Origin of the sequence: Serratia sp. BNK-12 (assembly GCF_047456085.1) — a bacterium.
GTDB classification, from domain to species: domain Bacteria; phylum Pseudomonadota; class Gammaproteobacteria; order Enterobacterales; family Enterobacteriaceae; genus Serratia; species Serratia liquefaciens.
This window is the reverse complement of sequence record NZ_CP179896.1, coordinates 557,945-581,594: the sequence shown is the minus strand read 5'-3', so window position 1 is coordinate 581,594 and position 23,650 is coordinate 557,945. Positions and strand designations below refer to the sequence as shown.

Here is a 23,650-nt window from a genome sequence, read left to right as displayed (position 1 = left end):
GATGCCGTCAGTGAAAAAAAATAAACGCATAACCATCAGTGATATTGCCGCACTGGCCGGCGTGTCGAAATCGACCGCCAGCCTGGTGCTTAATGGCCGCAGCAAGGAGTATCGGGTGTCCGACGATACCCGCGATCGCATCCTGGCGCTGGCCGGCGAGCACCATTACCAGCCCAGCTTCCATGCACGCTCGCTGCGTTCCTCCCGCAGCCATACTCTGGGGCTGGTGGTGCCGGAAATGACCAACTACGGTTTTGCGGTGATTTCACGCGAGCTGGAAACCCTGTGCCGCGAGGCCGGTTTGCAGTTGCTGATCGCCTGTACCGACGAAAACCCGGCGCAGGAAATGATGGCGGTGAACAGTCTGGTGCAGCGTCAGGTCGACGGCCTGATTGTCGCCTCCAGCCAGCTCAACGATGCGGAATACCAAAAGATTAACGCCAGCCTGCCGGTAGTGCAGATGGATCGCTTGATTACCGGCTCCGAACTGCCGCTGGTGATCACCGACTCGCTGAACTCGACCGCTACGCTGGTGGAAAACGTCGCGCGCCAGCATCCTGACGAGTTCTATTTCCTTGGCGGGCAACCGCGCATCTCGCCAACCCGCGATCGATTGGCCGGTTTTCAGCTCGGCCTTGAGCGCGCCGGCGTGGCGTGTAAACCGGAATGGATCATCAACGGCAATTATCACCCCAGCTCCGGCTACGAGATGTTCGCCCAGTTGTGCGCACAGTTGGGCCGTCCGCCAAAAGCGTTATTTACCGCCGCCTGTGGTCTGCTGGAAGGGGTGTTGCGCTACCTGAATCAGCACCAGTTGATGGAGAGCGACCTGCATTTGTGCAGTTTCGACGATCACTACCTGTTCGATGGCCTGACGCTGAAAATCGACACCGTGGCCCAAGACTGTCGTGCCCTGGCGCAACACAGCTTCGACATGGTCAGCGCGCTGATTGACGAGCGGCCCCTGGAACAGAACGCGCTTTACCTGCCGGGCAATATCCACTGGCGCCACGCCGGTTCGAAGGCGCTGCTCGGCCAGCCCTGACTTGAGGTTTTTCTTTTTCCGCTTAAGGAGCTCAGCATGAGCCGTGAGATTAACAAAGATACCCAGCTGTGCATGTCGCTGGCCGGTCGCCCAGGCAACTTCGGTACTCGCTTTCATAACTATCTGTATCAGGAACTGGATCTGAACTTTATCTACAAGGCGTTCACTACCCAGGATATCCAGGCGGCAGTGGGCGGCGTACGGGCTTTGGGCATCCGTGGTTGCGCGGTTTCCATGCCGTTCAAAGAGAGCTGCATCCCCTTCCTCGATGAGCTGGACGCTTCCGCAACGGCGATTGAATCGGTCAATACCATCGTCAATGACGCCGGTTTTTTGCGGGCCTATAACACGGATTATATCGCCATCGCCAAATTGCTGGCCCAGTACCAAATCCCGACAGAAACCGCCTTTGCCCTGCGCGGCAGCGGCGGTATGGCAAAAGCGGTGACCGCGGCACTGCGTGACGCCGGTTTTAAAAATGGCTATATCATCGCCCGTAACCCGCAGGCCGGACAGGCTCTGGCCAGTGCATACGGCTATCAGTGGCAGGCACAAGTCGATGAGCTAAAAGTGGATATGGTGATCAACGTAACGCCAATCGGCATGGCCGGCGGTGCAGAAGCGGAGCAATTGGCTTTCGCGCCCGCGACTGTCGATGCGGCGAAAATCGTCTTCGACGTGGTGGCGCTGCCTGCGGAAACCCCGCTGGTCCGTTACGGACGTGAGCACGGCAAACAGGTGATTACCGGGGCAGAAGTGATTGCACTGCAGGCGCTGGAACAGTTTGTCCTCTACACCGGCGTACGTCCTACCGATGAGCAAATCGCCCGTGCTGCAGCGCACGCTCGCGGCTGAATATTTTCGAACTCTGGACGTAAAAAAGGGCGCCTGAGCGCCCTTTCAAACTGCTGACAAACCTGTGAAAGGCTAAACCGGTAGGGGTCGAACATGTTCGACCCGATTTAACCCATTGATTATGCTATTGGGCGCAGCATGCAGCGCCCCTACCATTAAACAACAGAGCACTTTGTCAACGGCCTCAAAGGGCGCCTGAGCGCCCTTCTAATCCTGGGTGATGCCAGCCCGCTACTTGGCGGTGCCTTCCATCCCCACCAGCCCCACTTTCAGGTAGCCGGCTTTACGCAGCGTATCCATTACGCTCATCAGCGTTTCGTAGTCCACGCTCTTATCCGCCTGGAAGAAGATGGTGGTCTCTTTATTCGCCTGCGTCCGTTGATCCAGCACCGACGTCAGTTGATCTGCACTGACCGCCTGCTCACCAACGTAGAGCTGTTTGTCCGCTTTCACCGACAGGAACACCGGTTTTTCAGGACGCGGCTGAGGTTTGGCGGAGGACGCCGGGAGATCGACACGGATATCTACCGTTGCCAGCGGCGCGGCCACCATAAAGATGATCAACAGCACCAGCATGACGTCGATAAACGGCGTCACGTTGATTTCATGCAGTTCGCCGCTGTCGTCCAGATCTTCATTTAAGCGCATCGCCATAACTCACCCCACCCGCAGTTGGTGTGAATGCTGTGAACGTTTGGCTTCCGCCGTGGCGGCCAGATCCAAATCACGGCCCAGCAGCAGCAGAACCTGCGCCGCTACGTCGCCAACCTGAGCGCGGTGACCACTGATCACACGCGCAAAGATGTTATAAATCACCACCGCAGGAATAGCGGCGACCAGGCCCAGCGCGGTAGCCAGCAGCGCTTCTGCGATGCCGGGCGCAACCACGGCCAGGTTGGTGGTTTGTGAGTGGGCGATGCCGATAAAGCTGTTCATGATGCCCCAAACGGTACCGAACAGACCGACAAACGGCGAAATGGCACCGATGGTCGCCAGGAAGCCATTACCGCGTCCCATGTTACGGCTGTAGCCCGCAACGCGACGCTCCAGACGGAAACCGGTACGTTCCTTGATGCCGTTGTTGTCGTTGGACGCCGCCGACAGCTCCAGTTCGTTTTGCGCATCGTTCAGCAACACGGAGCTGATGCTTTCTTCCGAGAAGCTCTGTGCCAGTTCGGACGCTTCGTCCAGCGAGCGTACGTTGGCCAACGCCAGCTGTTCGCGGCGCAGACGGCGCTTGGCGCGGAACAGTTCGCTGCCCTTGGAGAACAGGATGGTCCAGGTGACGATAGACGCCAGCACCAGGCCGATCATCACGATTTTCACCACGATGTCCGCATGCTGGTACATACCCCAGACGGACAGGTCCATACCGCGGGTTTCCGGCGGCTGGATGGTCGGTTGCGGGTTGACCGGAGTGAGGGTTTCAGGCGCTGCCGCGGCAGGCGCGCTGGCAGCCGGAGCCACGCTTTCGGTAACGGCCGGATTAGTCGCCGGTGCCGCATGAGCACTGCCGGCCAGACCTGCCACCAATACCATTGAAGCTAACAGACCACGGCCGAACGCCTGGCCCCATTGCGCCCGGCCCTGACCGAACGATCCTTGATTTAAATTCTTGCCAGCCGTTTTCACGCTGTGCCTCCACCCGTTACCGATCAAAATTGAGGAATAATTCAGCGTGCGATCATATCAAACCAATCAGGGATTGATAGTGGTTCTCATTATTATTTACCAAATAATCGGGAAAATTACTCCTGCGGCGCACTTATGGCTCCCTGGCGAACCCATTCGCCGCCTGTTCGAACCTATATGTACCCTTTATAGGGCTATTTCGTCACTTTTACCGCACAGGGCTGCAACAAAGACAGGGGATTTGTCGCATTTTACTGTTACATCCCGGTCTCACCGATAAACTCGCTTGGTTATCGCCGTCAGGCAGAAGGATGGCATGCGAGAGCACGATTGAGCAGAAGATTATAGCCGTTTCTACATTTGGATGTTAAAACGTCTGGATGGCTATAAAGCGTCATGCTAACGTAAGGGCTATTGCAAATGGCCCGTGAAGATCAAGCAAAGGTGAGCCCGCTCCTATGACGTCTAAAAACATCGAAACTACCCTGATTGGCGCCGGGCGCAGCAAGCGCTATACCCAGGGCTCCGTCAACCCCGTCACCCAACGCGCTTCTTCATTGGTATTTGACTCCGTGGCGGCCAAAAAAGAGGCCACCGCCAAACGTGCTCATGGCGAGCTGTTTTACGGCCGACGCGGCACCCTGACCCACTTCGCGTTGCAGGATGCGATGGTCGAGCTGGAGGGCGGCGCAGGCTGCGTGCTCTATCCTTGCGGCGCGGCGGCGGTCTCCAACGCCATTCTGTCCTTTGTCGGCGCAGGCGACCATCTGCTGATGACCGGCTCCGTCTATGAGCCGACGCAGGACTTTTGTACCCATATTCTGAGCCGCATGAATGTGGAAACCACCTATTTCGACCCGCTGATCGGCGCCGATATCGCCGGACTGATTCAACCCAATACCCGTGTGGTGTTCCTTGAATCACCCGGCTCGATCACTATGGAGATCCAGGATATCCCGGCGATGGTGCAGGCGATTCGCGCCGTGGCACCTGAAGTGGTGATCATGATCGATAACACCTGGGCGGCCGGCATCTTGTTCAAGGCGCTGGATTTTGATATCGACATTTCGATTCAGGCTGGCACCAAATATATTATCGGCCATTCCGATTACATGCTCGGCACCGCCGTGGCTAACGAGCGCTGTTGGGACCAACTGCGTGAATACTCTTATTTGATGGGCCAGATGGTAGACGCCGATACCGCTTATATGGCCAGCCGCGGTTTGCGCACCCTGGGCGTACGCCTGAAGCAGCACCAGCAGAGCAGCATCGAAGTCGCCCATTGGCTGGCCCAGAGACCAGAGGTGGCAGTGGTCAATCACCCGGCGCTGCCCGGTTGCAAGGGCCACGAGTTTTACCTGCGCGATTTCAACGGTTGCAACGGCCTGTTTTCTTTCGTGCTGAAACAGCGCCTGAGCGACGTGCAGTTAGCCGAGTTTCTGGATAACTTCAGCCACTTCAGCATGGCCTATTCCTGGGGCGGCTTTGAATCCTTGATCCTGGCTAACCAACCGGAAGAACTGGAAGCCATTCGCCCAGCGGGTGGCATAGACTTCTCCGGTACTCTGGTACGCCTGCATATCGGCCTGGAAAATGTGCAGGATCTGATCGCCGATCTCGCCGCCGGGTTCGACCGAATTGCCAATACGCGCTAACAGAACGCCTGCTTGCATCGGCAACTTTATTCGCCTTGTTTAATGTGTGCTTAAGCTATTAGCGTTACACTAGGCGGGTAACTGTCAGATACGGCCAACACTGTGCCCTGGATACCCTGAAGCCAGGCGCAACCGGTATGCAACAGGATAAATAATGGATGTATTACGAGAGATTGTTCATGCGCTTTGGCAGCAGGACTTCATTGCCCTTGCCGATCCCAGCGTAATTTGGGTGGTTTATGCGGTGCTTTTCACCACTCTATTTTTAGAAAACGGACTACTGCCAGCTTCCTTCTTACCCGGCGACAGCCTGCTGCTGTTATCCGGCGCGCTGATCGCCAAAGGCGTGATGGCCTTTGTGCCGACGCTGATCATTTTGACCGTCGCCGCCAGCCTGGGCTGCTGGCTGAGCTACCTGCAGGGCCGTTGGTTGGGCCATACCAATCTGGTCAAAGGCTGGTTGCTGCAACTGCCCGCTCAGTATCACCAACGTGCACACAACCTGTTTAACCGCCATGGCCTGACGGCGCTGGTCATCGGCCGTTTTCTGGGTTTTGTTCGCACCCTGCTGCCCACCATGGCCGGGATTTCTGGCCTGAACAGCACCCGTTTTCAGTTCTTTAACTGGCTAAGCGCGGTGATTTGGGTAGGTGCAGTGGTCGGCCTCGGCTACGCTTTCAGCCAGATCCCTTTGGTTAAACGCTATGAGAGCCAGGTGATGACCGGGCTGATGATCCTGCCGTTGGTGCTGCTGCTGGTTGGCCTGGTGGGCGGCATGCTGGTTATCTGGCGTAAAAAACGCGCCGCCTCTTCCTGATACCCGGACGGGCGGCCATCGTCGCCCTTAAAGCGCTTTTTCAACCAACGCCAGACTGGGAGGCAGCTTGCTCACCAGCGTATCCACCGCCAATCGAACCTTCAAAGGCAAATGTGGCGTTTGCGGCCAAACCGCGTGAACGTCGAATGACATGCCGGGCCGATTGCGCATCAGCCTGACCAATTCCCCTTTCAACAACGCTTCGCGCACCAGCCAGCAAGGTAACCAGGCTATGCCAAACCCCGCTACCGTGGCATCCGCAATCGCCTGCAGGTCATCCATCTGTAACCCTTTCTTCGGTATCACCTCCTGCTCTTTTCCGCAGGCATCCAGAAGCGTCCAGTTAAGAACCACGCCGGCGCGCATGTAGGTCACCGCATCATGTTGTGCCAACTGTTCGAGGGTTTTGGGTTCGCCGCTGCGCAACAGATATTCCGGAGCCGCGCACAATGTCATACGGTGGTCGCCAACGCGCCGTGCCACCAACCCACTGCTACTGACCAGCGTACCGTTGCGGATCGCCAGGTCAAAACCGTCCTCAATCAAATCCACCACGCGGTCGTTGAATGACAGCTCCAGCTCCAGCCCAGGATGCTCACGCGCCATACTGGTCAACAGCGGCGCAATGCACATGCGGCCAAACAGCACCGGCATCGACACCCTCAGCCTGCCGTTAACCTGCTGCTTCCCCGACTCCAGCAGCATTTCTGCGGTACGTATCTCTTCCAGTGCCCGCAGACAACGTTCGTAAAACAGCGCACCGTCGTCGGTCAGGCTCAGGCTGCGGGTCGTGCGATGAAACAAGCGAACGGCCAACCGTTGCTCCAGGCGGGCGATGGTTTTCCCCACCGCCGAACGCGAAAGGTGTAGCCGGCTGGCCGCCAGCGCAAAACTGCCTGCCTCCACCGCGGTGACAAATACCGAAATGCCGTTCAATCGATCGCTCATGATTTGTAGCCCTGAAAGAAACAATCAAAGGAAATCTTATCGCCACTGGCGAACTTCTATCAACGATATTATCAGCAGGTCTATTTATCGCTGACTTTGGAGTCAATCATGGCCGAAACAATGCAACGCTGGACAATGGACGCCCTGGGGCGCCAACACCTGCAACTGAACGAAAGCGTCATACCGCAACCGGGACCGCACCAGATCAGAGTGAAAGTGAATGCGGTATCGCTCAATTACCGCGACAAACTGGTCATTGAAACCGGCATGGGGCTAGAACTGCCGCAGCCCTTCACGCCAGCCTCCGACATGGCCGGTGAAGTCGACGCCATTGGGCCCGACGTCACCCGTTTTCAGCCCGGTGAACGGGTGATTTCCACCTTTAGCCCCGGCTGGCTCGATGGCCGGCAAAAACCCTATGGTAATGCGCGCATCCCACCCTACCGCACTCTGGGCGGCTTTTATCAGGGCATGCTGGCGGAATACGTGGTGCTGCACGAAGACTGGTTGGCGGCTGCGCCCACCTCGCTGGACGATGCGCAGGCCAGTACCCTGCCCTGTGCCGGACTGACCGCCTGGTTCGCGCTGGTGGAACAGGGCCAGCTGCACGCCGGAGAATCGGTGCTGGTACAGGGCACTGGTGGCGTGGCGCTGTTCGGACTGCAAATCGCCAAAATGCTGGGTGCCGAGGTCTATGTAACCTCCGGCAGCGACGAAAAACTGGCGCGAGCCAAAGCCTTGGGTGCCGATCATGGCATTAACCGTCTGACTGCGGACTGGGTAGAAAAGGTGTACCAGTTGACCCAGGATCGCGGCATCGACCACGTGATTGACACCGTGGGTGGCCCTAATCTCGGTAATTCGGTACGCGCCGTTGCGGTGCACGGGCGTATCTCGGTGATCGGGGCGCTGGAAGGCTTTGAAGTTTCGGCTCCCGCAGGGCCGCTGCTGATGAAATCGCCGGTCATTCAGGGTATTGGTGTCGGCCACCGCCGCGCACTGGAAGATCTGGTGCGTGCGGTGGACGTTAATGCCCTACAGCCGGTGATCGACCAGCGCTACCGCTTTGATCAATTGCCGCAGGCGCTCGATCACCTCGATCGCGGAGCATTCGGTAAAATTGTGCTGACGCGCTGAATCACTGCCCGGCGGCGAGATTAACCTTCCATCATTAAAGGAGGGTTTTCGCGCAGTCGAGCAACTTCGTCACTCGGCGTCACGCCAAAGAAACGTTTGAACTCGCGGCTGAACTGCGAAGCGCTTTCGTAGCCGACACGGATCGCCGCGGTACTGGCTTTCAAACCGTCGTGTACCATCAGCAAACGCGCCTTGTGCAAGCGATAGGATTTCACATATTGCAGCGGCGAGGTGTTGGTCACCGCCTTGAAGTTATGGTGAAACGCCGAGATGCTCATATTCACCTCCCCCGCCAACTGCTCAACGTTGAGGTTGTCCGCATATTGGTTCTCAATACGCCGCAGCGCCTTGGCGATTTGGCTGAAGTGGGTATGGCGGTTAACCAATTCCTGCAATGAGGCGCCACAGGCTCCGCGCAGTACGTGGTAGAGAATTTCACGTACAATCTGCGGCCCCAGTACGCGTGCATCCAGCGGTTTGGCCATCACATCCAGCAGGCGTTCGGTGGCGCACAACAGTTCTTCCGACAGCTCGGCCAGGTTCACCCCGCTGCTTTCTCTGCGCGGCTTCACCAGGTAGTCGTCATCGCCGATGTCGATCAACAGGTCCTGCAGCATTTGGCTGTCGATATTCACCGACAGCCCCACCAGCGGCAATTCCGGGCTGGCGAAGGTTTCGCACTCAAACGGCAGTGGCACCGTCATCAACAGATAATTGCGCGGGTCATACTGGAAAACCCGATTACCGCAGTAGCCGACCTTGTGCCCCTGAAAAATGATCACCACACCCGGCTCATACATCACCGGCTGGCGCGGGCAATGACGATCGACATAAAGAATTTTCACCAGCGGCACCGGCGAGGGCGTGTAACCGTTGCTCTCGGCAAAGCAGGCCGCCTGGCGCGCCATGCGGCCGCGCAGTTCATCGATTTCGCTCACGGAAACACCCTCTTACATTAAGAATAATTCGGCATAAATAATAGTTTAAAACTCTATTTTTCTACAACGCTTTGTAGGAATAGGCAAGACTCGGGCAGGAATGTGCATTGTGCTGCTGAGCCAAGTTACTGACAATACACCTCAGATATTTTGCGCCAGCGGCGCTTGCCACATGCAGAAGAGAAATTACCCATGCAAAACTTTATTCTTCATACCCCAACCAAAATCCTGTTCGGCCAAGACCAAATCGCCGGCCTGGCACAGCAGATCCCTGCCGACGCACGCATTCTGATCACCTACGGTGGCGGCAGCGTGAAGAAAAATGGCGTGCTGGATCAGGTTTATGCCGCACTGGCGGGCCGCAACGTGCAGGAGTTTTCCGGCATTGAGCCTAACCCAACCTACGAAACGCTGATGAAAGCGGTCGAAGTGGTGCGCGCAGAGAATATCGATTTCCTGCTGGCGGTCGGCGGCGGCTCCGTGGTTGATGGCACCAAGTTTATTGCCGCAGCGGCCCACTATCAGGCGGATGCCGATCCATGGCACATCCTGAAAACCGTGGGCAGTGAAATCAAAGGCGCGGTGCCAATGGGCTGCGTACTGACACTGCCGGCCACCGGCTCTGAGTCCAACAGCGGCGCAGTGATCACCCGCAAAAGCAGCGGCGACAAACAGCATTTCTTCTCGCCACACGTGCAACCGCTGTTCGCGGTGCTGGATCCGGTAGTAACCTACTCTCTGCCGCCGCGCCAAATCGCCAATGGCGTAGTCGATGCCTTTGTCCACACCATTGAGCAGTATTTGACCTATCCGGTCGACGCCAAGGTGCAAGATCGCTTTGCCGAAGGCCTGCTGCTGACGCTGCTGGAAGATGGCCCGCGCGCGCTGTCCGAGCCGGAAAACTATGCGGTGCGCGCCAACGTGATGTGGAGCGCAACCATGGCCTTGAACGGTCTGATCGGCGCCGGTGTGCCGCAGGATTGGGCAACCCATATGCTGGGCCACGAATTGACCGCCATGCACGGTTTGGATCATGCCCAGACGCTGGCGATTGTTCTGCCTGCGCTGCTGATCGAGAAAAAAGCGCAGAAACGCGAAAAACTGCTGCAGTACGCCGACCGCGTTTGGGGCCTGCGCGATGGCAGTGAAGACAGCCGTATCGACGGTGCCATCGCCGCCACTCGTGCCTTCTTCGAACAAATGGGCGTACCAACCCGCATGGCGGATTACCAGCTCGACGGCAGCTCTATCCCGGCGTTGCTTGATAAACTGCATCAGCACGGCATGACAGCACTTGGCGAGCATCAAGACATCACCCTCGAAGTCAGCCAACGCATTTATAACGCGGCGCGTTAATCGCAAACCGCCTATTTCCTGCTAGGCTTTAGTTTCAACTTCTCTCCTGCGCCCGACTCTTCATCGGGCGCAGTTCAATGCGCTATTCGCGCTGCCGATCTTCATCTGATTAACCCATGGGAGAAAACATGACCTGTAGCCGCCCTATCCCGACAGCGCTGGAATTTGGTTAGCAAACTCAGCACTCCCCCAATTTGCCAACTAGAATTTATTAATAGCCGTTTCCGGTGCATGCAGCACTGGGCAATCCGTTGACAAGGAGATACGCATGACAACGCAACAACCCATCATCAAACTCCACGATGGTAATCTGATGCCGCAGTTGGGTCTCGGCGTTTGGCAGGCGAGTATTTCAGAAACCACCCAGGCGGTGCTTAAAGCACTGGAGGTGGGCTATCGCTCGATCGATACCGCTGCAATCTACAAGAATGAGGAAGGGGTTGGCGCAGCACTGCAATCCACCTCAATACCACGCGATGAGCTGTTTATCACCACCAAACTGTGGAACGACGATCAGGGCGACCCGCAAGGCGCGCTGGAAACCAGCCTGGAAAAACTCAAGTTGGATTACGTCGATCTGTATCTGATCCACTGGCCAAGGCCGCAGCAGGACCAATATGTCGACGCCTGGCGAGGGCTGATCAAACTGCGCGAGCAGGGGTTGGTCAAAAGCATCGGGGTATGCAATTTCCACACCCCGCACCTGCAGCGCCTGCTGGACGAAACCAATGTCGCACCGGTGATTAACCAAATCGAGCTGCACCCGTTGCTGCAACAGCGTCAGCTACGCGCCTGGAACGCAACCCACCATATTGCGACCGAATCCTGGAGCCCACTGGCACAGGGTGGCGAAGGGGTATTCGACCAACCGGTGATCAAAAACCTGGCGGAAAAATACGAGAAAACCCCGGCGCAAATCGTGGTGCGCTGGCACCTGGACAGCGGGCTGATCGTGATCCCGAAATCGGTCACGCCAGCGCGCATTCGTGAAAACTTCGAAGTCTTCGACTTCAAACTGGATAAAGACGAACTGGGCGAAATTGCCAAACTGGATATCGGCAACCGCCTGGGGCCGGATCCGGACTCACTGTAATCTCCCTGCGCCCGGCTTCGGTCGGGCGCAGCATCATCCAAAATACGCTTATCGGCGATAGGCCTCCGCCAGATTTACCGACGCTCTCCGCTCCGCCTCCCTAAGCCAGGCAACCGCTTCTGCTCCGGTGATCTCTGCGCGCCCGAGCGCCGCCTGCTGAATACGCGCCAGCGTCTGAGCGGCACGTTGCCGGATGGCGGCCATATCCTGTCCCACCAGTTCGCCATGCCGCTTGCGGGTCTGGCCGTTGATGATCACCGTATCTACATCGGCGGCATGGGACTGCAACACGCTGCTCGCCCTTGGGAAAGAAGAAGGCACCATCGCCCGCTGATGTTTAAGCATAATCACATCGGCCTGTTTTCCCGGCGTCAGCGAACCAATACTTGTCTCCATTCCCAGCGCAGCCGCGCTGCCGTGGGTCGCCCAACGCAACGCATCCCCCACCGAGAGAGAAAGTTCAGAAACCACTTCCCCACGGATATGGTGCTGATGGTTATCCAGGCAGCGCTGGGTTTGCAGCCCCAGCCGCATCTGCGAAAACAGATCCCCAGACCCCACGCAGACAATGTCAGTGCTGATCGCCGGGGCTATCCCGTGATCCAGACAGGCTCTGATGGGAGGAAAGCCCATGCCCATTTGCATTTCAGTTTCGGGGGCGATGCTGACTTTAGCGCCGGTTTTAGCCAACAGCCGCCATTCGGGATCGGTCAGACCGGAACAGTGAATATGCAGGTGACCGGGCTGCAGCAATTGATGATCGTCAAGCTCCTGTAACCCTTTCAATAACCGGCTATTCGGTAGTGCGCCGGTATGAGAAGCAATCAGGATATCCTGCTGCTGCGCCATGCGGATCTCCGCCGCAGTCTGCGTAAAGGGCACGGTGCCGAAATCGCTGAGCAAGGTCCCCATACGCAACAAACCCTGATCGTCGCTAAAATAACGCTCGCGCAATTCAGCGGCAAAATTGACGCGTTCTTGATGGCTGGAAAAACCGGCGGGCTGAAAATCATAAACCTGAAATCCATAGGAATACACGCCACGGATACCGGATTGTTGCAGTGATTCGATCGCTGCGACGGCATGATCCGGGCTATTCACACAGTCACAGCAGTCGAGGATGGTTGTGACCCCGCTGTCTATGGCCTCGAGCGCCCCCACCAGGGTGGCAGTGGACAAATCCTCGGCGGTCACCAAGGCCCCCAGCCCATAAAACGTATTCGCCAGAAATTCCGGCAACGACATATCGCCGGAGATCCCCCGAAACAACGACATCCAGGTGTGGCGATGACTGTCGATCATACCCGGCAACACGATCGCACCACGCGCATCGATCACTTCGGCATCCAGATGACTAAACGCCTTTGCGTTTTCCGCCAGCGCTGCGATCCGGCCATTTTCAATCAGCAGCGCCCCCTGGGGCAGTTCCCCATACTCTGCATCCATGGTGATAATATGACCGCCAGTGATGACCTTACGATCGGCCTGCATGCTCATGTTTTACCTCCTGATTACCCACTGGAAAACAGGCGTGCACAATGTCGGTGGTTTAATCACGGCAGACAGGCCGAACGACATAAATACGGCTACGCACATTCTTATGAATCTGCTCATCATTAGGAGCGCTGTTGCTACGGCGGGATGTTGCCTAGCCAATAAATGACCGGATTTCCATCACCACTTTGTCCGGCGATTCCAGGGTGGGGAAATGACTCGCCCCCGCAATTTTTACCGGATTGAACCCGCGGTGGCGTTGAGCGAATTCGCGCTGCAACTGGTCATACTCTGCGCTATGCGGTTGTGAATAGAGGTGCATTACCGGACGCTCAGGGGTGAGCTGTTCCAGGCGTTGCAGGGGAGAGCCCAATTGCCCATAGGCCAACTCGATTTCCCGACAAGAACGGATCCACATCTCCTGATCGAATCCGGCCATTTCCTGTTGGACATGGTTGATCACATCCTGGTTATCCGTATGGGCTACCCATTCCGCAAACAGGGCATCTCGCGCCTGTTGCCAGCTTTCCGGCCGCTGGCTCTGCTGTAAATTCTGCAGCAGATCGGTAAAAGCTCCGGTCATCAACCAGTCCACCACGATGGTTTTCGGTACCCGCAACGGGCCCAGTTGCTGGCTTAAAGCGATGTTGGCCCAGCCGCCATGGGATGTAGAGAGCGGAATCAAGCGCTCAACATCCAGCCGGTCAAGAAACAGAACCAGATCGGCCGTGAGATCATCCATACCAAAATCGCCGTCATAACTGCGTGCGGCATTGTGCCCGCGCCAATCAATATTAAGTACGCGATAGTGTTGCGCCAGCAGCGGTATTAGGTGTTTAAAAAGCCGGTGATCCTGGCACCAACCGGAAAGCAACAGCAGGGTGGTGTCCCCGCTGCCGCTGTCCTGGTAGTCGAATGAATTGCTGCCCAGCGTTATCGTTTTCATGCTCATGCTTGTTCCCTCATCATGCAGAAAGTGGGATGCAGGGGTGAATGGCGATACGGCCAGATTTGGCCGTTTCCCACAAGAACTGTAGTAGATGCTTATGCTCTGCCAGCCGGCGAGGAAAATTGTGTGGCGGTTCAAGCGGGAAATCGCTCATCTCCCTCCTCCTGTTTGTGATGGTACGGTAAGGCAATAATTTGACTATATGGTGTTTTTATAGGCGGTGAGTAATGAATAGTCACAACACGGGTATGCCGAAATGGAATAGCAAGAGGGGATTTTGAGAAGGGAATAATTGACAGACAGATCAGAAAAAGAGGGTAAGTACCCGCCCAGGCTAAAGTGTTGCCTATCAGCCTGGGACATACTGAGACTTACCCCTTTAGCGAGCTACAACCGTTCGCCGTTGGTGGCGATCACCCGCTGGTACCAGCCAAAGCTCTGCTTCTTCTTACGTGCCAGATTGTTGTCGTGATCGACATACACAAAGCCGTACTGTTTCTGATAGCCGTTGAGCCAGGAGAGCAGATCGATAAATGACCACGGGTAATAACCACGAACATCCGCGCCCTGCTCGATCGCCGCGCCAATCGCCTGGATATGATCGCGTAAATAATCAATACGTGGTTGATCGCGCACCTCACCTTCGACGATCGGATCCTTGGCTCCCAGCCCGTTCTCGGTAATGTAGATTGGGATATTGCCGTAGCGTTTGACGATACGACCAATGGCATCGGTCAACCCCTGCGGATAGACCTCCCAATCCCAATCAGTGTAGACGCCGTTCGGATTGCGAACCTGTTTAAACAACCCCTTGAAGCCCAGCTCGCGCCCGCTGCCCTTCTGCCCGCTGGTGTTGATGGTATAACCGTCCACGTCATCGTTGTGCGCGACCATTTCACGCTTGTAGTAATTCAGACCGATAAAATCGACGATATTCTCTTTCAGCAATGCCTCATCGCCCGGCGCGAAATGCGGCACGCCAAAGGCCTGCTGCGCCATCGCCAGCAGCTCTGACGGGTATTCGCCTTTCAGCACCGGATCGTACAGCCAGTGGGTGAAGATCCCTTCGGCTATTTCGCAGGCGCGGCGATCCTGCGGTGAATCGCTGATCGGATCGTTCGGTTGCAGCACGTTGACGAAGCCGATCTGGCCGTTGATCTTCATTTCACGGAAGCTTTTTACCGCACGGGCGTTGGCCAGGAACACATGGTGACACGCCTGAATGCCCTTTTTCGGATCGGTCAGTTTGGGTGGGTGCGCCCCGGTGAAATAGCCCATGCCGATAAACACAATGGTTTCATTGAACGTGGACCAGAGTTCGACCCGGTCGCCAAACCGCGAGTAACACAGACGCGCATATTCATCAAAAGCATCGACGATCTCTCGTGATTCCCAACCACCAAATGCGTCCTGCAACGCCTGCGGCAGATCCCAGTGGTACAGGGTGATCATCGGTTTGATATTGTGCTTGAGCAGTTCGTCGATCAGATCGCTGTAGAATTGGATCCCGGCCTCGTTCACTTCTCCCCGGCCTTGTGGCAGCAGCCGTGGCCAGGAAATCGAGAATCGGTAGGTCTGCATACCCAGCTCGGCCATCAGCGCCACATCTTCACGGAAGCGATGATAGTGATCGACCGCCACGTCGCCGTTAGTCCCCTGATAGGTGGTGCCTGGCAGGTGAGAGAACAGGTCCCAGTTGGACAGGCCTTTGCCGTCGGCATCATAGCCGCCCTCGACCTGATAAGACGCGGTCGCGGCTCCCCAGAGAAAGTCTTTCGGAAATACGCTCATTGGTTTTTCACCCCGTTTTGCTCCAGTAATCGGTAAATTCTCACCAGTTCTTCCACCAGATCGCGCGCCAGCATGGCATTCATGATGTGGTCCTGCGCGTGCACCATAATCAGGTTGACCGGCAGCTTGCCCTCCCCTTCGTCAAAACCGATCAGCTCGGTTTGGGTGGCGTGGGCACGCTTCGCCGCCAGTTGCGATTCCGCCAGCAGAATATCCACCTGGTCCCACTGGTACTTACGCGCCGCATACAGCGCCTGCATGGCACAGCTGCGCGCCTCTCCGGCGTTGATGATCAGCTCCATTACTGCCGTTTCCATGTCCATCATTCGGTGACTCCTTGTGTCTGTTCAATCTGCTCCGCTTCGCTCACTTCCTGATCCAGCAGCTGTTGCTCATAGACTTTGAAGAATGGGTAGTAGATCAACGCCGAAACCGCCGCCAGCAGCAGCACCAACAGCGCGGCGCGGAAATCCCAACCGGTAGCCCAGGCGGCACCAATCGGCGCCGGAGCGGTCCAGGGCACCACCGAGATCACCCGCCCGATCAGATCCAGCTTCACCGCCGCGTAGGCGATGATCGAATTGACGATCGGCGCGGTAATAAACGGAATAAAGAAGGTAGGGTTCATCACGATCGGCGTGCCGAAGATCACCGGTTCGTTGATGTTGAAACAACTCGGCACCAGGCTCAGCTTGCCGATCGAACGCAGGTGCGCCGAACGGCTGCGCAGATAAAGCAGCACCAGCCCAAAGGTGGCGCCGGATCCGCCGATGACGATAAAGAAGGTCCAGAAGGCCTCCATAAAGATGTGCGGCATCGGTTGGTTGGCGGCCAGCGCGTCTTGGTTAATCCCCAGGTTGGTGAGCCAGAAGGCCTGCAGCATGCCGGAAACGATCACCGCGCCGTGGATACCCGCAAACCACAGCAGATGACCGATCAGCACCGCCAGCAAGATCGCCGGCAGCGAATCCGCAGCAGAGATCAAGGGTTGGAACAGCGCCATGATCGCCTGCGGCAACAGCAGGTTGAACTGGTGCTGCACCAGCAGGCTCAGCGGATACAGGGTGATCACCACCGCCAGGATCGGGATCAGCAGATCGAACGACTGCTTGATCTTGGCCGGCACCTGCTCCGGTAATGAGATGCCGATATTGTGCGCCTTGAGGAAGCGGATCAGTTCGGTGGTATATATCGCCACCAAAATGGCGGTGAAGATCCCCACACCGCCCAGTGCGGCGGTCGGCAGCATTTTTTCGCTTTGCGGCGCGGCCACCAGCAAGAAAGACATCAATGCCAGCATCGCCGCCATAAAGGGATCGAGCTTATAACTCTGCGCCAGGTTGTAGGCAATGGCGGCGGTGATATAGATGGACATAATGCCCATCGTCATATTAAACGGGGTGAGAATAGCGACCTGATGTTTTTCCGCCGCCCCCAGCCACCATTGGGCTATGCCCCAACTGCTGTCGGCGGAAAAGGGCGGATAGGCAAACACCAGCAAGAATGAGCCGACGATCATAAAGGGCATCGCGGAAATAAAACCGTCGCGGATCGCCATAATATGTCGCTGAGTCGATAATCTCCCGGCAATCGGGCTGATGCGGTTTTCGATAAAATTGAATGCGGCCTGGCTGATACTCATGGTCCAACCCTCGGGAGGTGCTGAGTCAATGGTCACAGGATGGGAAAACCGGCGGAAACGGCCTGATGCCGGCGGCCCGGTGGGATCAGTGTTGTGCGATCATCTGTAAGGCTTCGGCGAGAATTTTATCGCCGCGCATCATGCCGTAATCCATGCTGTTTATTACCGCTATCGGCTTATTTTCCCTGTCGGCAATCTTTTTAAAATCGGCGAACTTATATTTCACCTGCGGCCCAAGCAGGCAACATTGGTAATTCGCCAACGTGGATTCAAATTCCTCCAGGCCGACGGCGATAATATCAACCTCAATCCCCTGCTGTTCGGCAGACTTTTTCATTTTATTCACCACCATGCTGGTCGACATTCCTGCGGCGCAGCATAAGAATATTTTTTTCATCCGTTCTCCTGGAGGCATAGGTACAAATGATTCAGTTGAAGAATGAGTATGGTTTCAAAAACGAGAAAACCGCAACCGGTTTCAGTAACCGGTTGCAGAGTTTGAATGGGTTCTGTGAAGGAGATCCGAATTTTAATTTTCGGGCTTAAAACGCGGAATAACTGAGCAACATCGTCTGGCTAAACCGTTGCCCTTTAGCCAGGCGGCGCAGCCCGCCCAGGTCAGCCATGTTATGCCCGTTGGCCGCGTGGGACATGGGTTCCAGACAGAAAAAGTCGAATTGATAACCCGGATCGAACGCCGGATCCGAGACGAACAGGAAATAAACCGGACAGGCCGGCTGAGTGTTCATTCGTAACCGAGCTCCCTGCTCCGGCCACTGGATCTCCGCCTCGCCGTTCCAGCCGCTAAAGCCGTTGTTCACCCAATGACGCGGCAATGGCCCCGGCTGGTTGAAATCCATTTCTTCGCTCAGCGCTGCCTGCTCGCCCGCCAGCCAGTCTTCGGCTTCCCGCCAATAGGCCGCGGCGGATGCCTGTACCCGGGTATCCGCGGTTAACGGAAAGTACGGATGCCAACCCAGCCCATAGGGCATCGGCTTTTCACCGGTGTGCTCTACCGCCAGTTCGATGCTGAGTTGGTGCTGATGCAGGGTAAAGTATTGTTCTACCTGATAACGATAAGGGCCATTCTCATGCTGATAGCGCAAGTGAAGGACTTCGTCGCCTTGCTCAACACATTGCCATTCCTGCAGCCAGCCGTCACCATGCAGATAATGCCGATCCCAGTCGGTATTGGCGCTGAGCCGGTAGTCTTGCTGCTCGAAGCTGAAGCGGTTTTGATTGACCCGATTGCCGAAGGGGACCAGAGGAAAACATCCCGATTGCAGCGCCGGCGTAGCGTCACTCACTACCGCAGGCCGCAGCAGAGGGAGCTCTCCCTCCGGTGTGTAAGCGGTAAATTTCAGCACGCTGCCGCCCAACGAGGAAACCACCAGCGAGACGCAGCCGTTATCCAAACTAAACAGTGCCATAGTGCCCCCTGGCGTTAATCGGCGAAGTTAATCACCACCTTGCCACACTGCCCGGAAGCCATCAGCGCATAAGCATCGGCAGCCTGTTCAAGGGCAAAGCGGTGGGTAATCGCGTGATGCGGATGCATTTTCCAGTCGTGCAGGTCGGTACAACATTTTTCCATATGGTGCAGGCTGGTGACCCAGGAGCCGATAATTCGTCGTTGGTGATGCATCAGGTCTGCACTGACCTCAAATTCCACCTTGCCGGTTTCACCGATGTAGACAACCCTTCCCCAGTCCGAGGAGGCCTGCAGCGCCAGCAGCCGTCCTTTAGCGTTACCGGAACAGTCGAGGGTGACGTTGGCGCCGCCCGCGGTCAATTCGCGAATGCGCTCTGTCACCCCCTCACCGGTCAGAAAACCGTGATCCATCAGCCCCAACCGCTTCGCAGTCGCCAGACGTTCCGGTATGACATCTACGCCAATCACCGTTTTCGCCCCCCGCCCCTTCGCCAGCATCATCGCCATCATGCCAACCGGGCCCAACCCTACGACCAGCACGTGATCGCTGCCGGACACCTCGCCGCGCACAATGCCTTCATAGGCCGTGCCGACGCCGCAGGAAATAAAAGCGCCGTCTTCGTAGCTGAGCGAATCCGGCAGATGGATCAGATCCTTTTCCTCCGCCAACAGATAGTCGGCGTGGCCGCCATCCCGTTGCCAGCCATAGGCTGCCTTGCCAACGCCGGTACAGGAAATCGAATAGCCCCGGCGACAGTTGCTGCAAAAGCCGCAGCCGGAAATGTGGTACACCAGCACGCGGTCACTCTCGCGAAAGTGCCGGCAACCGGCCCCCAACGCGACAATCTGCCCACAAGGTTCGTGACCGTTAATAAATCCCCGGTACAAGGGCTGATCCGGTGCGGCAGCCGTGCCACGGTGCTGATGATAAATATAATGAATATCGCTGCCGCAAATACCGGACGACTTCATTTTAATTAATACCTGGCCAATACCCGGTTGCGGAATATCCACCTCGCGCAGCTCTGCCGTGGAATTTCCGGGTAAATAAGCCGCCAACATTTTTCCCATAATATTTTCCTTCCAGATTTAATGCGTTATTTTTAGTGGTATACGAGGCTATTGCTTATTGTTCTTCTGCATCACGATAATATTGGCCAGCACCGCCAGTACGATAATCACCCCTCTGACCACCTGTTGGAAAAAGGAGTTAATTCCCAGCAAGACCAGGCCGTTGCCAATCAGGGTGATCACCAGCACGCCGAGCAGAGTGCCGAGCATCGAACCGCGCCCGCCGGACAAGGCTGTCCCCCCGACCACCACGGCGGCAATCACGTCAAACTCCAGGCCACTGGCCGCACCGGCATTACCGGAGCCCAGGCGCGCCGCCAGCAGAATACCGGTGACGGCCGCCAACAGGCCGGCCAGGGTAAACAGCAGGACACGAATGCGTTTGACGTTAATGCCGCACAGCTGGGCGGCGCTGGCGTTGCCGCCAATGGCGTACACCGAGCGGCCAAAGGCGGTTTTCTTGCTGATAAACTGAAAAACCACGAACAGGATCAGCATAATCACCGCCGAAACCGGCAGCCCCAGTACCTGCCCACCCAGCCAGTCCAGCACGTCATTTTCGTCGATCGGCACCGGCAAGGCGTTGGTCATAAACAATCCCATCCCGCGCAGGGCGCTCCAAAGCCCCAATGTGGCGACAAAGCTGGGCACGTTAAACCAGCCTCGCAACACCCCAGCGACCGAGCCCAACGCCGCCCCCAGGCACAAGGCCAGGATCAGCGCGAACGGCAACGGGATCGCGTACTGCATCAAATAAGCCAGGATCACCGAGATAAACGCCACCATCGGGCCTACGCTAACGTCGATTTCCCCGGAAATAATAATCAGCGTCATGGCCCAGGCGGCAATGCCGATGGTGGCGGCATCGCGTAAAATATTCATTTGGTTATTCAGCGAAATAAACCCGGTGGCATAAATAGAAAATACCAGGTAAAGCACGACAATAATTGCCAGCAGGCCCAGTTCATTGGCGTGCTTCGATAATTTTCGGGTTCGGGTTATTTTTACTTCCGGTACCAATGTGGACATTGTATTACCTCCGGTGCCTTCGAATGTGGGCAGAATTATTGGATCATCAGCACTTCAGACATCAGCTGTTCAACATCCACGGGCGAGATAAACTCCTTCACTATCGTGCCTTGCTGCAACAACAAGATCCGGTCGCAGACCTGGGGTAATTCCTCCACTTCGCTCGATACGAAAATGATACTTTTCCCCTCTGCCGCCAGCTCACGCGCAATACGGTAAATTTGATTTTTCGCTTCGACATCCACGCCGCGCGTCGGCTCATCCAGCAACAGGATCCGGCTTCTGGCGTAAACCCAACGGCCGATCACCACCTTCTGCTGGTTACCGCCGGAAAGCGTCATGATCGGCGTGCCGGTTTCTGCGGTTTTCACCCGCATCCGGCTGACGATCGCCGAGGTTGCCTGTTTGATCTTCGGCCAATTCAGCACGCCAAAGCGGCTGACGGAGCGGCTGTCTGTCATCACGGTATTTTCATCCACGCCCAGCAACGGCATGATGCCCTCCGCCTTTCGGTTTTCCGGCGTGTAGGCCATACCGCGCTGGAGCATCTGGGCGTAATTCGGGCAGTTCAGCGCTTCACCGTCGAGGATCAGCTCGCCTTCGACGAACGGCGTCAGGCCAACGATGGCCTTGAGCAATTCACTGCGGCCTGCGCCCAACAACCCGGCAATGCCCAGTACTTCGCCCCGCCGCAGCTCGAAACTCACCTGATGCAATTTGGGCGGCAGCGATAATTGTTTAACTTCAAAAACCTTGTCCCCGCCCTTCGGGGCCGTGACGGTTTGCGTATGGTGGTCCTGATGGCCCAGCATCAGGTCGACAATTTGCTGAGTTGAGGTGTTGTCCAGCGCCACGTCACCCGCCACACGGCCGTCGCGCATAATGGTGCAGGACGACGCCAGTCGGCGGATCTCATTCATTCGGTGGCTGACATACACCACTGCAATCCCGGCGGCGGAAAGGCGCATCACTGCCGCCGCGACCAGATCGGCCTCGGCGTTGGCCAACGAACTGGTTGGCTCGTCGAGGATCACCACTTTGGGATCCCCCTGACAGGCCCGGGCGATCTCCACCAGCTGCTGCTGCGCCGGGCTGAGATCGCGAACCCATTGTTGAGGATCGATGTCCACCCCGAGCAGCGCCAACGCGTGCCGGGCCTGCGCCAGCATGCCTGGTGCGTCAATCACGCCGGCGCGCTGCGGCCAGGCCCCCAAACACAGGTTTTCCGCCACGCTCATGTCCTGTACCAGGCTTAGCTCCTGATAGACGGCCCGCACGCCAAGCTCACCGGCCCGGCGCGTCAACAACGCATCTGGCCCCTCCAACAGTCGATCGCCGATAAACACTTGCCCGGCGTCCGGCCGCTCACTGCCGGTCAACATGCGGATCAAGGTGGACTTGCCCGCGCCGTTTTTCCCCAGCAGAGCGCGCACCTCGCCACGCCGCAGCGTGAAATTCACATCTTGCAGCGCCACCACCCCCGGGTAACGCTTATGCCCCGATTGAATGCGGGCCACGACCGGTTGCTGCGCCAATTCGTTTAAGGCTCTGTCACTCATGCAAGCCACCGACATTAAGAGCCTATCCCAGTAGGCGTCATTGTTGCAGGCAGTTTGGACAAGGACAGCGCGGAAGAACCGGAGCGTACACAGAGTACGTGAGGATTCTGAGCACTGCCCAGGGCCAAACGGACAAATAAAATAGCCTAATGGAATAGGCTCTAAGGTAAGCCGTCTTTGTGAGTCGTCAGCCAATCAGTAGCGCTCTGCGACGAGGCGTAGAGATCGATCGGCACCTGCACCACCTTTTGGCCGACCGGCCGCTGGTTGATGGCGTTCATCGCCTGCGTAAAGACCAACGCCCCCATTTTCTTGCCCGAGATATCCACCACCGCCTGCAGTACCTGACGGTTCACCAGTTCCTGTGCGATTTCGGTGGTCATGTCCGAGCCGAATACCACCGTTTGGCCGACCTTGTTCTGGTTGCGCACGGCTTTAACCGCCCCGAGCGTAGCGCCGCCGGATTCGCCGAAAATGGCATCGACTTTCCCGGAGGAAATCAGCAGTTTCTCGCCGACCGATATCGCCTTGTCCAGCACGGTGCCTTCCTGATTAGCGACGATTTTCATGCCCGGTACTTTCGCTTTTAACGCCTCTTCAAATCCTTTACGCCGTTGCACGCAAACTTCGAAGGCTTCGCAATTAATAACGGCGATCGCAGGCTCGGTTATTTTCTTTTCAATGAAGTAGTCGGCGGCGGTATTACCCAGTTTTTTGCCAAACTCGTAGGGATCGCCGACCAAATAGGCATAAACATATTTATCTACGCCTTTCTCATTAATGCAGGTGTTGTAACAAATCACCGGAATGCTGGCTTCGTTGGCACGCTTGATGGCCCGCACGCTGCCATTCACCGAAACGGCGGAAAGCACGATGGCATTCACGTCGCGCGCAATCATGGTATCGATAAACGAACTTTCTTTAGAAACATCCCCCTGCGCATTGGTTTCTATGATTTCAATTTTCCCTTTGTCCTTGGCGGCGCCGTCTTGCACGCCCCAGCGGACCCCGGCGTAATACCCCTGGGTATCGAGATAAATAGCGCCGATGGCGGTTTTGTCGTTTTTAGCCTGTGCGCCTGCACTGAAAATAATCAGGCCCCCGGTAATGGCTAACAGCACGTGTTTTATTTTTTTTAGCAACATCGTTATTCTCCAGTTAATGTTCATTAACCTCTTGCTGCCTATTCTTATTATCCCGCCTGAAG

Annotated in this window: 22 protein-coding genes; 7 read left to right on the top strand and 15 right to left on the bottom strand. The window is 56.6% G+C overall.

Annotated features, from left to right (window positions below):
- Window position 1: 1 nt before the first annotated feature.
- Window positions 2-1,045, top strand: a complete 1,044-nt coding sequence (locus ACMGG1_RS02650) for a substrate-binding domain-containing protein (protein ID WP_142816350.1) — start codon at window positions 2-4, stop codon at window positions 1,043-1,045.
- A gap of 36 nt (window positions 1,046-1,081) precedes the next feature.
- Window positions 1,082-1,900: a shikimate 5-dehydrogenase gene (locus ACMGG1_RS02645; RefSeq protein WP_122080238.1), complete on the top strand. Its 819-nt coding sequence runs from the start codon at window positions 1,082-1,084 to the stop codon at window positions 1,898-1,900.
- 231 nt (window positions 1,901-2,131) lie between these two features.
- Here ACMGG1_RS02645 and exbD read toward each other — a convergent pair whose 3' ends face one another.
- Together exbD and exbB are read right to left on the bottom strand one after the other, a co-directional pair.
- Window positions 2,132-2,554: a TonB system transport protein ExbD gene (gene exbD / locus ACMGG1_RS02640; protein WP_020828649.1), complete on the bottom strand. Its 423-nt coding sequence runs from the start codon at window positions 2,552-2,554 to the stop codon at window positions 2,132-2,134.
- A gap of 3 nt (window positions 2,555-2,557) precedes the next feature.
- Entirely contained in the window at window positions 2,558-3,532 is a 975-nt protein-coding gene (exbB, locus tag ACMGG1_RS02635) for a tol-pal system-associated acyl-CoA thioesterase (protein ID WP_122080240.1), read from the bottom strand.
- A 458-nt stretch (window positions 3,533-3,990) separates the two neighbouring features.
- On the opposite strand from exbB, the gene metC reads away from it, so the two are divergent.
- A complete protein-coding gene (metC, locus tag ACMGG1_RS02630) occupies window positions 3,991-5,187 on the top strand; it encodes a cystathionine beta-lyase (protein WP_046372620.1) in 1,197 nt (398 codons plus the stop codon).
- A gap of 154 nt (window positions 5,188-5,341) precedes the next feature.
- Window positions 5,342-6,004: a DedA family protein gene (locus ACMGG1_RS02625; RefSeq protein ID WP_046372619.1), complete on the top strand. Its 663-nt coding sequence runs from the start codon at window positions 5,342-5,344 to the stop codon at window positions 6,002-6,004.
- A 27-nt stretch (window positions 6,005-6,031) separates the two neighbouring features.
- On the opposite strand, the gene ACMGG1_RS02620 is transcribed toward ACMGG1_RS02625, so the two are convergent.
- Window positions 6,032-6,952, bottom strand: coding sequence for a LysR family transcriptional regulator (locus ACMGG1_RS02620; RefSeq protein ID WP_122080242.1), 921 nt, complete (start codon window positions 6,950-6,952; stop codon window positions 6,032-6,034).
- 108 nt (window positions 6,953-7,060) lie between these two features.
- Here ACMGG1_RS02620 and ACMGG1_RS02615 point away from each other — a divergent pair, with 108 nt between their 5' ends.
- Window positions 7,061-8,089 carry a zinc-dependent alcohol dehydrogenase family protein gene (locus ACMGG1_RS02615; protein ID WP_128864566.1) on the top strand — a complete coding sequence of 343 codons (1,029 nt, stop codon included), beginning with the start codon at window positions 7,061-7,063 and terminating at the stop codon, window positions 8,087-8,089.
- A gap of 20 nt (window positions 8,090-8,109) precedes the next feature.
- On the opposite strand, the gene ACMGG1_RS02610 is transcribed toward ACMGG1_RS02615, so the two are convergent.
- A complete protein-coding gene (locus tag ACMGG1_RS02610) occupies window positions 8,110-8,997 on the bottom strand; it encodes an AraC family transcriptional regulator (RefSeq protein WP_218167687.1) in 888 nt (295 codons plus the stop codon).
- Window positions 8,998-9,219: 222 nt separating this feature from the next.
- Here ACMGG1_RS02610 and yqhD point away from each other — a divergent pair, with 222 nt between their 5' ends.
- Window positions 9,220-10,383: an alcohol dehydrogenase gene (gene yqhD, locus ACMGG1_RS02605; protein ID WP_020828656.1), complete on the top strand. Its 1,164-nt coding sequence runs from the start codon at window positions 9,220-9,222 to the stop codon at window positions 10,381-10,383.
- 268 nt (window positions 10,384-10,651) lie between these two features.
- Window positions 10,652-11,476 carry a 2,5-didehydrogluconate reductase DkgA gene (dkgA, locus tag ACMGG1_RS02600; RefSeq protein WP_020828657.1) on the top strand — a complete coding sequence of 275 codons (825 nt, stop codon included), beginning with the start codon at window positions 10,652-10,654 and terminating at the stop codon, window positions 11,474-11,476.
- A 48-nt stretch (window positions 11,477-11,524) separates the two neighbouring features.
- Here the strand turns inward: dkgA and ACMGG1_RS02595 are convergent, their stop codons facing one another.
- The 11 genes from ACMGG1_RS02595 to ACMGG1_RS02545 all read right to left on the bottom strand — a co-directional run bounded on the left by ACMGG1_RS02595 (window position 11,525) and on the right by ACMGG1_RS02545 (window position 23,588).
- The gene (locus tag ACMGG1_RS02595) at window positions 11,525-12,973 is read right to left on the bottom strand and encodes an amidohydrolase family protein (RefSeq protein WP_259218489.1); all 1,449 of its coding nucleotides are present in this window, start codon (window positions 12,971-12,973) and stop codon (window positions 11,525-11,527) included.
- Between the two features lie 151 nt (window positions 12,974-13,124).
- Complete coding sequence (locus ACMGG1_RS02590) at window positions 13,125-13,922, bottom strand: alpha/beta fold hydrolase (protein WP_400826874.1); 798 nt, start codon at window positions 13,920-13,922, stop codon at window positions 13,125-13,127.
- A gap of 384 nt (window positions 13,923-14,306) precedes the next feature.
- Window positions 14,307-15,710 carry a GH1 family beta-glucosidase gene (locus tag ACMGG1_RS02585; RefSeq protein WP_048759797.1) on the bottom strand — a complete coding sequence of 468 codons (1,404 nt, stop codon included), beginning with the start codon at window positions 15,708-15,710 and terminating at the stop codon, window positions 14,307-14,309.
- The gene (locus tag ACMGG1_RS02580; protein ID WP_020828661.1) at window positions 15,707-16,036 is read right to left on the bottom strand and encodes a PTS lactose/cellobiose transporter subunit IIA; all 330 of its coding nucleotides are present in this window, start codon (window positions 16,034-16,036) and stop codon (window positions 15,707-15,709) included. Before ACMGG1_RS02580 ends, ACMGG1_RS02585 begins: the two co-directional genes overlap by 4 nt.
- A complete protein-coding gene (locus ACMGG1_RS02575; RefSeq protein ID WP_020828662.1) occupies window positions 16,033-17,352 on the bottom strand; it encodes a PTS sugar transporter subunit IIC in 1,320 nt (439 codons plus the stop codon). The genes ACMGG1_RS02580 and ACMGG1_RS02575 overlap by 4 nt, the downstream gene beginning before the upstream one ends.
- Before the next feature lie 85 nt (window positions 17,353-17,437).
- Entirely contained in the window at window positions 17,438-17,749 is a 312-nt protein-coding gene (locus ACMGG1_RS02570) for a PTS sugar transporter subunit IIB (RefSeq protein ID WP_020828663.1), read from the bottom strand.
- Between the two features lie 145 nt (window positions 17,750-17,894).
- Window positions 17,895-18,782, bottom strand: coding sequence for an aldose 1-epimerase (locus ACMGG1_RS02565; RefSeq protein WP_130016534.1), 888 nt, complete (start codon window positions 18,780-18,782; stop codon window positions 17,895-17,897).
- A 14-nt stretch (window positions 18,783-18,796) separates the two neighbouring features.
- Window positions 18,797-19,855, bottom strand: a complete 1,059-nt coding sequence (locus tag ACMGG1_RS02560; RefSeq protein WP_400826869.1) for a zinc-binding dehydrogenase — start codon at window positions 19,853-19,855, stop codon at window positions 18,797-18,799.
- Window positions 19,856-19,903: 48 nt separating this feature from the next.
- Window positions 19,904-20,884, bottom strand: coding sequence for an ABC transporter permease (locus ACMGG1_RS02555; RefSeq protein WP_020828667.1), 981 nt, complete (start codon window positions 20,882-20,884; stop codon window positions 19,904-19,906).
- Between the two features lie 35 nt (window positions 20,885-20,919).
- Window positions 20,920-22,443: a sugar ABC transporter ATP-binding protein gene (locus tag ACMGG1_RS02550; protein ID WP_262255755.1), complete on the bottom strand. Its 1,524-nt coding sequence runs from the start codon at window positions 22,441-22,443 to the stop codon at window positions 20,920-20,922.
- 161 nt (window positions 22,444-22,604) lie between these two features.
- Window positions 22,605-23,588 carry a substrate-binding domain-containing protein gene (locus ACMGG1_RS02545; RefSeq protein WP_115060513.1) on the bottom strand — a complete coding sequence of 328 codons (984 nt, stop codon included), beginning with the start codon at window positions 23,586-23,588 and terminating at the stop codon, window positions 22,605-22,607.
- Window positions 23,589-23,650: the final 62 nt, after the last annotated feature.